Origin of the sequence: Autumnicola edwardsiae, assembly GCF_031846505.1 — a bacterium.
Lineage (GTDB): Bacteria > Bacteroidota > Bacteroidia > Flavobacteriales > Flavobacteriaceae > Autumnicola > Autumnicola edwardsiae.
Genome location: NZ_JAVRHP010000085.1, coordinates 1 through 13,691, shown reverse-complemented (window position 1 = coordinate 13,691; position 13,691 = coordinate 1). Strand labels below are relative to the sequence as shown.

The following is a 13,691-nucleotide window of genomic DNA, read 5'->3' as shown; positions in this document are numbered from 1 at the left end:
TTTCAGGAATTGACTACAGAAGAACTTTACCAGATTCTTCAGTTACGTTCTGAAATTTTTGTTGTTGAGCAAAATTGTGTTTATCAGGATATAGATGGGAAAGACGAGCAAGCGCTACACGTTATGGGCACTAAAGAGGGAAAATTAGTAGCTTATACACGTTGTTTTGATAAGGGTTTTTATTTTGAAGAAACATCTATAGGGCGAGTGTTGGTAAAGCAAAACCAACGGAAAAACAATTACGGACATGAAATCATGGAAGCATCAATACAGGCTATAAGAGAGCGCTTCAAAACGGCAAATATCAGGCTATCAGCTCAGCAATATCTTATTGAATTCTATAAAAGCCACGGTTTTTCGACTACCGGTGAAGGTTATCTTGAAGATGGGATTCCACACATAGCCATGGTAAAATCCTAGCTTTGTTTTAAAATTTCAGAATAGCGCGGTTCATCTTTTAGTACGTTTTGCGCTTCAATTATTTCGGGATTGTGAACAACGTAATAATCATAAAGTCCCTCTTTGTAAAAATACCTTTTAATAATTTCATCGGTAAGTAAGCTGGTGATTTCAGGTTTCTTGTCTTCCAGTTCCTTTATTTTATGTTGTTCTATTTCAGAAGAAATATTTTTATAGTGCTGGATGATCTTATCCTCAAATCCCTCTTTTTGAGCTGTTAACAACACTTCTTCTAATTCTATTTCGGTATTCGTTTGATAATAAAAGCCTGATGATTTTATGAACTTCCTGAAATTTTCAAAGTCGTTCTCTGTCAAACTAAAATCCTGTAAATTTTCCACGTTATGGCTATAATAATATTCTGTAGCAAAGTCGAAGATAACATCCTGCACTAACAGGGCCTGCGTGATACCGCTATATTCCGAAGTTTCCAACCGTATATCAGGTAATATTCCCCCACCGTCAAAAACTGTTCTGCCGTTTTTTGTGGTAAACCTGTTGTAATCTTCAGTCCTTGTTCTAATAGCATTTCCTTCTTCGTCCCTGCTACGGTAATCCAGGGCCTGGATACATCTCCCGCTTGGGGTATAATACCTGGAAATTGTCACCTTTAGCTGGGTACCATAAGCCAGTTCTTTTGGTCGCTGGACAAGCCCCTTCCCAAAACTTCTTGCGCCTATTATAACACCGCGGTCCATATCCTGAACTGCGCCGGCAACGATCTCACTTGCCGAAGCACTCCTGCCATCCAAAAGAACCACCAACGGAATCCTGGTATCAACAGGTTCATTTTGGGAATAATATTCTTTATTATATTTCTCAATTACAGATTTTGTAGTAACAATTAATTCACCCTTATCAACAAAAATATTGCTCACATTTATTGCTTCAGAAAGCAGGCCGCCGGGATTTCCCCTAAGATCAAGAATAATTCTTTCGGCACCCTGATTCTTTAAATCCTTTAATGCCCTTGCAGTTTCTAAAGAAGCTTTGGCGTTAAACCGGGACAGGACGATGTAACCACTATTGTCCTCTAATAACTGGTAATAAGGAACAGCTTCCAGATTAACAGATCCCCGGGTGAGGGTGGTGGTTTTAACTTCTCCCTGGCGGCGATAAGTAAAATCTACGGTAGAGTTATCTGCTCCATTCAGCAATTCTCCTGCATCTTCCTGGAAATCTGACACGTTTATATTTCCAATTTTAATTATTTCGTCTCCGGCTTTTAATCCTGCTTTATCGGCAGGGTAGCCTTTATAGGGTTCGACAACGGTAATGGCATCTTTTTCCATCTTTATGGTTGCCCCTATACCTGTATATTCTCCGGAATTGTTAATTCTTGCCGCTTCCACGTCCTGCTCATTCCAGTAATTTGTATAAGGATCCAGATCCTGCAGCATGGCTTTTATGGCAGTATCCATTAACTGCGGGGGATTTGTTTCATCAACATAATTCATGTTGATTTCCTTAAAAAGGGTGGTGAAAATTTCTATTTGTTTGGCAATTTCAAAAAAATCTGACTTAAAACTTATGCTGCTAAAAAATATTACAATTCCAATTGCGAGAACTCCTGCTCTTTTTCCTAATTTTCCCATTTCTCTTTCTCTTTAAATTTCTTCATCAATCTTTCCATTGCCGCAAAAAGTTCATCGTAACCCATTTCTTTTGGAGTCATATAGATGATCATAAAAGCATATGAAAACCCCGTGGTATTGGCCACAATATACTTATTTTTTCTATAAGACTCACGCATTAAACGCTTTAGGCGATTGCGCTGCACTGCCGTTTTTACTAATCGCTTTGGAACCGAAACACCGGTTTGAAACTGTACATCCTGTTTTTGTTCCAGTGAAATATATATTAACCTTAACGGAAAATTTTTCACAGACTTTCCCTTCTGAAAAAGATCTTCAATCAGTTTTTTACTCTTAAGCTTTTCTTTTTTTCCGAAGGTTTCATCCATAGATCAAAAATAAGGATAGAATTACATCTGATGCTTCGGAATTTATTTTTTATGACAAAAAAGCCTAAAAGTTAGTTTTGCCGTAGATATTATTTCCGGAATCCTTTGTATGGACCAAGAAAACTCCACTAACTGGCAAAAACTAACTTTCAGGCCTCAGTATAAGCTAATCTAAGAAGCTTTTATTGATTATCGCCTTCCTGATTAGACGGGTATTGGTTATTACTCCTGTCTATATCTGCCATTAACTGTGACTCATCCACAACTATGGTCGATATTTGGCTTTTTTCGGCATCGATTTTTAACTCATAAGTTGGATAAGACCAGGCCCAATCATCTTTTACAGTTCTGCTTGTTTCACCAGAGGCAGGTTTTTCCCATCTCATCATCTGTAAAGGAATATAGAAAAGTTCCTGGTTTCCATCTTTATAGGTCACGCTAACTTCTACCGGCATAGGCATGGCTCCATTTCTTTTTAATGTGATTTTGGTCGAGTCTCCTTCTGCTTCAACAGCTTCAACTGCATAGTCAATCGTATTTGTTGTACGAGTCCAGTCTGTTAAGTACCAGTCAAGTTCTGCTCCCGAAACTTTTTCAGCAATCCTTATAAAATCATTGGGAGTAGGATGCTTAAACTTCCACTCGTCGTAGTATCTTTTCAAAGTTTTCTGAAGATTTTCTTCGCCAATAATATATTCTAATTGCGCAAGGAAAACAGCACCTTTGGAATATGCAGCAGCACCATAAGCAAAATTGAAATTGTAGCGGTCTGCATGGCTAGATTGAGGTTGTTCAACACCACTTTTGGCCAGCTGAAAATAGCCACGATAGGAACCTGTATGTGGATTTTCCTCGTTGGTGTTCATTACTTCGTTCATAGCTTCGTCTGAAATATAGGAAGTAAAACCTTCGTCCATCCATTCGTTTTTAGCCTCGTTTGTGGCCAATAAATGCTGAAACCAGGCGTGGGCCATCTCATGGGCGGTAACTCCTGCCAGGCTACCAAAACTTCTTTCTCCGGTAATAAGGGTAAGCATGGCATATTCCATACCGCCGTCTCCACCCTGTACAACAGAATATTGATCCCATGGATAAGGGCCTATGTGCTCATTAAAGAACAACAGAAGTTCTTCTGATTTTGGCTGCAGATTTTTCCAGTTTTCCTTTATTTCAGGATTATTCTTGTAAAGAAAATGAAGCACCGTGCCATCTTTTGCGGTTATTTTATCATGAATATATTCAGGATCTGCGGCCCAGGTAAAGTCATGTACTTTTGGTGCAACAAAGTGCCAGGTTAAGGTTTTTCCTCTTTTTCGGTTAACTGTAGTTCCTTCTTCTTCATAGCCATAGCCAATTTCATCAGCGTTTTGGAGGTATCCTGTACTTCCTAAAATATAATCTTTGTCTATAGTAATCTTCACATCATAATTTCCCCAAACGCCATGAAATTCCCGACCAATATAGGGGTCGGCATGCCAACCTTCAAAATCATATTCAGCCAGCTTTGGATACCATTGGCTCATGGAAAGCGCTACACCTTCAGCACTATTTCGTCCGGAGCGGCGAATCTGCAGAGGTACCCGGCCTTGAAATTCCATTTCAAAGCTCGTTTTCTCTCCGGGAAGAATTGGTTCTTCCAGCTTCACTTCCAGCACCGTTCCTACTTCTTCAAACTGAAGAGAATTGCCATTTTGGGTCAACGACTTTACCCTTAAATATCCAATCTCATCTGGCTGTAGTTTGGAAATTCGGCTTTCGTACTGAGGATTTTCCCTTGTGCCCAGGTTATTGGTCATTCTTGAATCTGGATCTGCTATATTCTGTAACCTGATATCCATTTCACTTCCCGGTTGAAAAGCATTGAAGTAAAGATGGTAAAAAACCTCACTTAGAGTATCTGCAGAATTATTGGTGTATTCCAGCTGTTGTGTACCGGAGTATTGATAATTTTCTACATCCATTTCCACCTCCATAGAATAATCTACGTGTTGTTGCCAGTAATTTGTGTTGTTTTGGGCATTTATAAAGGCAAACGTGAAAAGGCTTATGCTTAAGAGTATTTTTTTCATTTATTTTTATTTTTTTACAAAAAGATGGGTAAGTAGATTTTCGCTTTGCTAATTTATGTAATTCTTAAATATCGGTTTTACCTCTTGATACCTGATTTGCAAGGATTAAAGCATTGTACAAATTCACCATTTTGCCAGATCTGGACAATTCGTTGAAGTTTTTGGTGCTTTCTCCCTGCTCTCCAACCATAACCATCGTTTTGGTAGAAAGTCCGCTTTGTATGATAATTTCTTTTACCTGTGCTGCACTTAAATTTGGATAGTAAGAGCGAATCATAGCGGCAACACCGGTAACTGCCGGAGCAGCCATAGAAGTTCCCTGCAAGAATTCATATTCATTATTGGGAGTAGTAGACCAGATTTTACTTCCCGGAGCAAAAACATCAACATTTGTCCTTCCGTAGTTTGAAAACCCGGAAACCAATTCAGACCCGTATTCAAAATTCAAAGCCCCTACGGTAAGAAAACTATCACTAACTTCTTCAGGTGCTTCAGGGAATTGATCGTTTGGAAAAACACTTGTCTGGTCCAGATCTATACTTTCATTTCCTGCGGCGTTTACGATCAAAACATCATTTTCCGCAGCATATCTAAGGGCATCGGTTACCCATTCCGGATTAGCAGAAAAATATTTACCAAAGCTGGTATTAATTACTTTAGCGCCATTATCAACAGCATAACGTATTGCCAGTGCTATATCTTTATCATACTCATCACCATCGGGCACGGCACGTATAGCCATTATCTCTACATTATTCGCAACACCATCTATCCCAATATTGTTATTGCGTTGTGCAGCAATAATTCCGGCTACATGTGTGCCATGCTTTACATCTTCTTTATCTGGAGTAGGGCCATCTACCTCGTTATTACCGTAATTAATATCGTTAATATTATACGGATCATCACCTACTATTGCCCTGCCGTCCAATTCAAGGTTCAGATGGGAGTCTAATCTGCTTTGATAATACTCAATGGCATCATCAAGTTCTTCTAAGGCTTCAGGAATGTTCTCATTTACATTATTCTGAATTTGAGCCAGCATCCCTTTATACTGCGCCATTTGCTGATTATCGGGCTGCAATGCAGAAAGTTCTTCTTTTGTATAATCTTCTTTTCCAAGTTCTTCTGAAACAGCGCTATGAGCTGCAGTAAGCTGCTCCTTTATCTGGTTGTACTGTTGTTGGTTTTGCTGGGTTTCAGACAATTCTTTATTATATTCTTCTTTAGCACGTTGGTAAAGGATAAATTCTTCCCGGTCTGCCGTGCTTACTGCGCTGGCGGGTTTCCCCTCGTATTTTGGTTTAAGGCGCCTGTAAATACGTACATACTCCATATTCTCTTCTACCGCATCGCCAAGAAAATTCCAGCCATGGATATCATCTATATATCCATTTTTATCATCATCCTTCCCGTTTCCCTGAACTTCATCAGGATTTGTCCAAATCACGTTCTTTAGGTCTTCATGTTCAATATCCACACCGCTATCTATCACACCCACAATAACGGTCTTTCCTTTTTGATTTTGAACAATTTGGTTATAGGCACGGTTTACACTCATCCCGGGAATGGTGTCGTACCTTAAATCTGCTGCGCTCCAGTTTCTAAGTTGCGCTTCAGAAAGATCTGTAACTTTTAAAGGAATGGAATCTATTTTTTCTATAGGCGTAGAGACAAGGCGGGGAGCTGTACTTCCACAAGCGGAAAGCATCGCTGCAGCTGTTACTGCCAGGAAAGATTTATAAACAGGTATTTTCATAAATTATTTTTAATTAAAAACTTCACTAAATTTTAGGGATTTATCTATTCTCACTCCCTTTTCTGTATGTTTTAGAGTAATAATCTCATTGTTGGCATCATGTTCCATAAATAAGAAGTAATCCTCATCTGCTGCTTTGTTCAGGAAAATTTTCTTTTCCGGAAGTGTGAGCAACGGCCTTGTGTCAAAGCCCATCACGTAAGGCAACGGAATGTGCCCTGCAGTTGGCAAGAGATCTGCCATAAAAACCAGGGTTTTTCCTTTATAGCTAATATGAGGGATCATTTGCTTATCGGTGTGTCCATCTACAAATAATGCGCCAAACCCCAGCTCATCAGATTCTGCATAGTTTTGTTTATCGCCGTTGCGCTCAAGAAAACGTAATTGCCCACTCTCTTTTATGGGAATAATATTTTCTTTTAAAAATGAAGCTTTTTCCCTGGCATTAGGCTGTGTGGCCCATAACCAGTGCTTTTCATTACTCCAAAAACTGGCATTTTTAAAGGCAGGTTCATATCCTGTGCGGTCTTTGTTCCATTGTATAGCACCGCCACAATGGTCAAAATGAAGATGTGTCAAAAAGACATCTGTAATATCGTCCCGGTGAAAACCATGCTTCTGCAAAGATTTATCAATAGAATGCTCTCCCCAGGGATAATAATAGCTAAAGAATTTTTCACTTTGCTTATTTCCCATTCCCGTGTCTATAAGAATAAGTTTATCACCATCTTCTATTAGCAAACAGCGGGCGGCAATATCTATCATGTTGTTAGAATCGGCGGGATTTGTTCTGGACCAGAGACTTTTGGGCACTACTCCAAACATTGCCCCTCCATCCAGTTTAAAATTTCCTGCTTCAATTGGATATAAATTCATGTGGTTTAAATTATTTCAGTTTATACTTTAATAAAGTAATTATTTTAGATAAGTAACTTTTTCTTCAGGATTAATCGTGTCATTGTATCTAAACGCCCTCTTTATCCCTTCACTATCGCAAATAATTACAGGCAAAATGCTGTTGTCACTTTTATGTTTTTTTACCCATTCGCGGGTAGAAATAGCTTCTTTAATTTCAACAGTTTTCTCTTCAAAATTTCCGGAAGAAATTTTGTTTGTCCATGGCTTCAATTCTGTTTTATCTGCAAACATCGAGGTTGCGTTAATCCTGTCCAGCATATCCACATCTGCCCCACCTTTTTTTGGTGAGACAAGCACTATTTTATTCGGGACATAAAAAGCCTCATTTGCTAATTGGGTTGCTAAAAAATTGATTTCGCTATTCTCGGTAAGCGCAATAAATGTCCCTTTTTCTATAGCTTTGGCGTCTTCAAAAGTTTCTTCCTTAAGAATATTACCGTACATGCTGTTGAATCCTTTATTTTTAGCTTCGTTAACTAATTCCCGGTTGGCATCTATGATCACGACCTTATCATTTTCTTGTAGATGTTTTGCCAGGTAAAGTCCCAGGGGATTTGCACCTAAAATAATATAACCGCTCCTGGATTCCTGATGTACCAGCTCTCCCCTGCTGCGTAACCAATTTGTTGTCCACGTAAGAAAAACCGGCACGGTAAGGGTGGTAAAAATAGCCATAAAGACTAAAATTGAAAAGATCTCTGAAGTTATAATGCCCATCTGCAACCCAATTCCCGCGATTATTATTTCCACGGCTCCCCTGCCATTCATCCCGGTACCAACGGCAATTCCTTCCCTCCAGCCATAGCCACTGGGAAGATAAAAGATTGCAGTTCCAAGTATCTTACCTACCATTGCTACCAGGGTAACGGTAATAAGCATCGCCAAATCTGTTTGAAAAACATCCAAAGTCACGTTAAACCCTGCGGAAACAAAGAAAATGGGTGCAAGAAATCCTATGGAAATATCATGAAATATATTATTTATTTCTTTTGAAATCTGTCGGTTAAAAACACCATCTCTAATAAATAGGCCAGCCATAAAAGCTCCCAGAATGCTATGCAAGCCTGCAATTTCAGCAAGTTCAGAAAATCCAAAAACGATAATCAGGATAAGTGTAAAATGAAGGGTCCTGCTCTTCACGTTGGCCTTCATGAGGTACTTCCCTAATTGCGGAAGAAGATAAATTCCCGCCAGTGCTGTAAAAGTAAAAAAGAGAATAGCCTTTGCGACTACCCAAACCAGCCCCATAGTATCTATACTCCCCACATCTACAAAGCTTACTATACCAGCAAAAATCACCAGGGCAAGAGTATCAGATATTAATGCGCCTGCCATGAGAACATATGCAATACGGGTGTTTAGAAGTTTAAGATCTACCAGGATGCGGCTTTTGGTAGCCAGTGAAGTTACAGCAACGGCAATAGCCACAAAAACTGCGGCCATTGGATCGCCACCAAAGTATACTATGGTATAATAACCCAGTGCAAAAGGTACTACAAATCCTCCTATCGCGGCCAACAATCCTGGCCACGACGCTTTTCCGAGGTCCCGGAAGTTAATCTCGATCCCTATATAAACCATGAGTAGTATAATGCCAACTTCAGCTAAAACAGCTATCATTTCTGAAGTTTCCAGAACCCCGAAAAGGGCCGGTCCAAGAAAAATACCTATAATTAATTCTCCCAGAATAGCCGGATAACCCAGTCGCTTGGCTGCAGAGCCTCCTATCCATGCTGCCACCAGGATGATAAGGAGGTTTAAAATATTTAATTCTTCCATAGTATGGGAGGTTGGTGAACGTAATCTGCTTCAAAATACGAATTCCCTAAAAATCTTTTTTGTATAATTAGGCTTATTTTATAACCGTAAGTTTATTAGTTTACGGTTTTAGGGTTATAATTGCAGATATTAGCTATTTTAAGAACCTTAGAGTGTTTATATGATTTCCGGTATTTTGGAATCAAAAAGAAAACGTAAATGTTAGAACTGGCAAGTTTAGTTATATTAGGGATCCTGGCACAATGGCTTGCCTGGAAGATCAAAACACCCGCAATTTTACCATTAATTTTAATAGGGCTCCTGGTGGGTCCAATTTCTACGTTAATAACAGAAGATGGCACAAAATGGGTAGAACCTATCTGGAATGGCTCCCAAGGTCTTTTTCCCGGGGAGAGCCTTTTTTATTTTGTATCGCTCGCTATATCTATAATTTTATTTGAAGGAGGTCTTACGCTAAGAAGAAGTGAAGTGGGTAATATTGGTCCCGTGATTCTAAAGTTAATAAGTGTGGGAACTGCGGTAACTTTTGTTGGTGCCGGCCTGGGTGCTCACTTTGTATTTGGACTTACCTGGCAAATTTCATTTCTGTTTTCTGCACTTATTATTGTTACCGGTCCTACCGTAATTTCTCCCATTTTGAGAAATATTCCTTTAAGGGTTCATGTATCTTCTATACTTAAATGGGAAGGTATTCTTATAGATCCTATTGGTGCTCTTATTTCGGTACTTATGTTTGAATTTATAAGGGTAGAAGGCGGTCAGGATTTTACCCAAACGGCTTTAATTGAATTCGGTAAAATCCTTTTATTTGGTTTCACCTTTGGGTTCACTTTCGCCCATTTGCTCAGTTTTTTAATCAGACGGAACATCATTCCGCACTACCTATTAAATGTTTTTATACTCGCCACCGTGTTGGGTGTTTTTGTTCTCGCAGATATGTTTGCACACGAAAGCGGACTTTTAGCCGTGGTGATTATGGGTATGGTGATGGGAAACCAGAAACTTCCCAATATAAAAGAGCTTCTTTACTTTAAAGAATCGCTGAGTGTATTATTAATTTCAATATTGTTTATTCTGCTGGCTGCCAATATCGAAATTTCTGAACTCCTGCTGGTCTTTAACTGGAATGCGCTTATTCTCTTCGGAATTGTGGTGTTGGTGGTGAGACCCCTTGGTGTATTGCTCAGTTCCCTTGGATCGGGTCTAAAGGCCAACGAAATGGCATTTATAAGTTGGGTAGGACCACGAGGAATAGTCGCCGCCGGTATTGCCTCACTTTTCGGTTTAAGGCTTACACGTGAAGGTGTTGAAGGAGCCGAATATATCACTCCGCTGGTATTTATGGTAGTGCTGTTATCAGTATTACTAAACGCGACAACTGCCCGGCTTTTCGCGAAACTGGTGGGGGTATTTATAAAAGATTCACAGGGAATCCTTATTATTGGAGCTTCCTCAATTTCGAGATTAATAGGCAAGTACCTTCAGGATAACAACAGGCATGTGGTGCTGCTCGATAACAATTCAGACAATATTAAGAAGGCAAAAGATCTCGGGATAGATGCCATAGAAGGTAGTGTTTATGCAGACGATCTCCTTAATAACGTAGAGCTTAACGATGTGGGTTACGTGATGGCAATTACCGGCAACAGCGATATTAACAAAACAGCTATTACGAAGTTTAAAAAGCAATTTGGTGAAAATGGCTCCTTTAGGGTTATTAATTCAGACGAAATGAATAATCCTGAAAAGAACCCCGAGGAAGGTTTGTTTTCACATACAGACGATTATATTAAGCTTACAGAAGTATCCAGAAGGTATCCTACAATTCACGAGCTGGATCTCAATAGCAAGCAGCATTACGAAGGGCTAATTGAAATCTCTAAAACAGATCCTGATATTATCCCGATTTTTGTAAAAAATTCTGAAGGTAAATTTGTAATTATACCATCCCATAGTTCTGAAGTTGAGATAAACGAAGGTTATCAGCTCGTGTACCTTGGTAAAAAAATTCAGAAAGAGGAAAAGGAAAAAGAAGAAAGCTATGAAGAGACTGTTGAAGACCTGGATGAGAAAAGTTAATGCTCTTTTACAATTGAATATTTATTCTGAAAGCATCATAGTCTCCTCAGTTCTTTTTTAATACTGAAGATCTTTCGGTTTTATTTCATTTTCAGCTTTCACCAGGTTTTGCGTTTAAAATGACAATTATCGGTGCCTGACGGCTATTCTTCCATGGCATTAATCAATTCATCATTAATTTCCAGGTTGTGATATACGTTCTGAACATCATCGTCTTCCTCGAATTTATCTACCAAAGCAAGTATTTTCTTTGCATCTTCAACCGGAAGTTCCATAGTGTTCATTGGGATTCGCTGTACTTCAGAATTTTTAGGCTCAATGTCCAAATCTTCCAATTTTGAGGACATGAGTCCAAAATCTGTAAATTCAGTATAAACAGTGAGGTAATCTTCTTCTTTTTCTATGGTTGTAGCACCACCTTCTATAAGTTCGAGCTCAAATTCCTCCAAAATCCGCTCTATTTTCTCTTTTTCGAGCACAAAAACGCCTTTTTTGTCAAAAAGAAACTCAAGGGAACCGTTTGTACCAAGACTACCTCCGTTTTTGGCAAATATCGACCTTACAGAAGCCACCGTCCTGTTGGTATTATCTGTAGTACATTCAATAAAAAAAGCGATTCCGTTGGGGCCGTAACCTTCAAAAGTTACGAGTTCATAATTATCGGCATCAGCGCCGCTGGCCTTCTTTACAGCGCGTTCTATAGTGTCCTTGGGCATGTTTACACCCTTTGCATTAGAAATGGCATTTCGCAGCGCGGGATTGGCTTCAGGATCTGGTCCTCCTCCTTCTTTTACAGCAACGCTAATATCTTTTATCGCCCTGGTAAACTGTTTCGCCCTTCTCTTGTCCTGCGCTCCTTTACGGTGCTTAATATTTGCCCATTTACTATGTCCGGCCATTTTTTTAGTCTTTAGTCTGTAGTTTTTAGTTCGGAGTTCGGAGTTCGGAGAACTTCCGACACTCTTTACAAAGTTAAAAAAGTTCGGCACAAGTGAGAAATTTGGAACTGACTCAGAAAGGATGTACAAAATAACCTATCTTCATTTTTATGAATTTTAAGTTTGAAGATTTAGAGGTTTACAAGAAATCTCTTCTCTTTACCGATTTGGTGTATATAAGTACTAAGGATTTTCCGAAGGATGAGGTCTACGGCTTGACATCTCAATTTAGAAGAGCTGCGGTTTCAATTGCTTTAAATATTGCCGAGGGTTCGGGGGGTTCAAAAAGGGAGTTCTCCAGATATTTAGGAATAGCTGCGAATTCTTTAAGGGAATGTATCGTTTGTATAACTATTGCAGAAAGGCAGCAATACATTTCTTCCCAATTGGAGAAAAAAATGAGAGCTGACCTGGTAGAAATAGTAAAGATGATTTCCGGACTTAAAAGATATCTGGAGAAAACCTGATTTTAGGAACTCCGAACTACAACTCTCCAAACTGATACTAGTTAGTTTGCTTAAGAACTGTCGTGAAAGTTTACTGCGGGATTTCAGGAATAATACCTCTTATTCAAAAAAAGAAGAAAAATCCTCTGTGAATAACAGAGATAATTTTCGGCTTAAAAGAGATTTCGAGAACTTAACCCCACGAACTCCGAACTAAAAACTAAGAACTAATATTAGTCATTCAGTTTCAAAACTGCCATAAAAGCTTCTTGGGGAATTTCCACATTTCCTACCTGGCGCATACGTTTCTTACCTTTTTTCTGCTTTTCAAGAAGCTTACGTTTACGGGAAATATCCCCACCGTAGCATTTTGCGGTAACGTCTTTACGAAGTGCTTTTACCGTTTCACGGGCGATGATTTTTGCGCCAATTGCAGCTTGGATTGGAATATCAAACTGTTGTCTTGGAATAAGTTCCTTCAGCTTCTCGCACATTTTTTTACCAATATCGTAAGCATTGTCCACGTGAAGCAATGCAGAAAGTGCATCTACCGTATTTGCGTTCAGCAGGACATCTACTTTTACCAGTTTTGACTCCCGCATTCCAATTGGAGAATAATCGAAAGAAGCATAACCACGGGAAACCGTCTTGAGCCTGTCATAGAAATCAAAGACAATCTCGGCAAGCGGCATATCAAAAGATAATTCCACACGTTCTGTAGTCAGATAGGTCTGATTGGTAATTTCTCCTCGTTTTTCAATACAAAGTGACATCACGTTTCCAACATAATCAGATTTCGTGATAATAGTAGCTTTTATAAACGGCTCTTCAACCCTGTTTAGGGAAGAAGGTTCAGGTAAATCTGAAGGGTTGTTTACCAGCAGTACTTCATCTGGATTTCTATTGGTGTATGCATGATAGGAAACGTTGGGAACGGTGGTAATTACCGTCATATCAAATTCACGCTCCAGCCTTTCCTGAATAATTTCCAGGTGTAACATCCCAAGGAATCCACATCTAAAGCCGAAACCTAAAGCGGCAGAACTTTCCGGAGTGAAAACAAGGGAAGCATCATTTAACTGAAGTTTTTCCATGGAAGCCCTAAGTTCTTCATAGTCTTCAGTATCAACGGGATAAATTCCGGCAAAAACCATTGGTTTTACATCTTCAAAGCCTGCTACTGCTTCCGTAGTCGGATTTTTAGCATCGGTAATAGTATCCCCAACTTTCACTTCCCGGGCATCTTTTATACCCGTAATAAGATATCCTACATCACCGGTC

The 13,691-nt window shown here is 39.3% G+C and carries 11 protein-coding genes; 3 read left to right on the top strand and 8 right to left on the bottom strand.

The genetic code is table 11. The features are described from left to right. A partial coding sequence (locus RM529_RS13485) for a GNAT family N-acetyltransferase (protein ID WP_311485304.1) occupies positions 1–420 on the top strand: 420 nt, incomplete at its 5' end. Here the strand turns inward: RM529_RS13485 and RM529_RS13480 are convergent. The 6 genes from RM529_RS13480 to RM529_RS13455 form a co-directional block, all read right to left on the bottom strand. Then, entirely contained in the window at positions 417–2,054 is a 1,638-nt protein-coding gene (locus tag RM529_RS13480) for a S41 family peptidase (protein ID WP_311485303.1), read from the bottom strand. The two genes, RM529_RS13485 and RM529_RS13480, sit on opposite strands and share 4 nt — an antisense overlap. After that, positions 2,042–2,422 carry a ribonuclease P protein component gene (gene rnpA / locus RM529_RS13475; RefSeq protein WP_311485302.1) on the bottom strand — a complete coding sequence of 127 codons (381 nt, stop codon included), beginning with the start codon at positions 2,420–2,422 and terminating at the stop codon, positions 2,042–2,044. The genes RM529_RS13480 and rnpA overlap by 13 nt, the downstream gene beginning before the upstream one ends. A 182-nt stretch (positions 2,423–2,604) precedes the next feature. Continuing rightward, a complete protein-coding gene (locus RM529_RS13470; RefSeq protein WP_311485301.1) occupies positions 2,605–4,491 on the bottom strand; it encodes a M1 family metallopeptidase in 1,887 nt (628 codons plus the stop codon). Between the two features lie 64 nt (positions 4,492–4,555). After that, positions 4,556–6,250, bottom strand: coding sequence for a S8 family peptidase (locus tag RM529_RS13465; protein ID WP_311485300.1), 1,695 nt, complete (start codon positions 6,248–6,250; stop codon positions 4,556–4,558). Positions 6,251–6,259: 9 nt separating this feature from the next. Further along, positions 6,260–7,126, bottom strand: coding sequence for an MBL fold metallo-hydrolase (locus RM529_RS13460; RefSeq protein ID WP_311485299.1), 867 nt, complete (start codon positions 7,124–7,126; stop codon positions 6,260–6,262). Positions 7,127–7,165: 39 nt separating this feature from the next. Next, positions 7,166–8,947 carry a cation:proton antiporter gene (locus tag RM529_RS13455; protein WP_311485298.1) on the bottom strand — a complete coding sequence of 594 codons (1,782 nt, stop codon included), beginning with the start codon at positions 8,945–8,947 and terminating at the stop codon, positions 7,166–7,168. Positions 8,948–9,145: 198 nt separating this feature from the next. Between RM529_RS13455 and RM529_RS13450 the strand changes: the two genes are divergently transcribed. Beyond that, positions 9,146–11,026: a cation:proton antiporter gene (locus RM529_RS13450; protein WP_311485297.1), complete on the top strand. Its 1,881-nt coding sequence runs from the start codon at positions 9,146–9,148 to the stop codon at positions 11,024–11,026. A 143-nt stretch (positions 11,027–11,169) separates the two neighbouring features. Here RM529_RS13450 and RM529_RS13445 read toward each other — a convergent pair whose 3' ends face one another. Next, entirely contained in the window at positions 11,170–11,925 is a 756-nt protein-coding gene (locus RM529_RS13445) for a YebC/PmpR family DNA-binding transcriptional regulator (protein ID WP_311485296.1), read from the bottom strand. Positions 11,926–12,074: 149 nt separating this feature from the next. Between RM529_RS13445 and RM529_RS13440 the strand changes: the two genes are divergently transcribed. Further along, complete coding sequence (locus RM529_RS13440; protein ID WP_311485295.1) at positions 12,075–12,431, top strand: four helix bundle protein; 357 nt, start codon at positions 12,075–12,077, stop codon at positions 12,429–12,431. A 212-nt stretch (positions 12,432–12,643) separates the two neighbouring features. Here the strand turns inward: RM529_RS13440 and lepA are convergent. Continuing rightward, positions 12,644–13,691 (bottom strand): translation elongation factor 4 (gene lepA / locus RM529_RS13435; protein WP_311485294.1); only part of this gene is annotated, 1,048 nt, incomplete at its 5' end.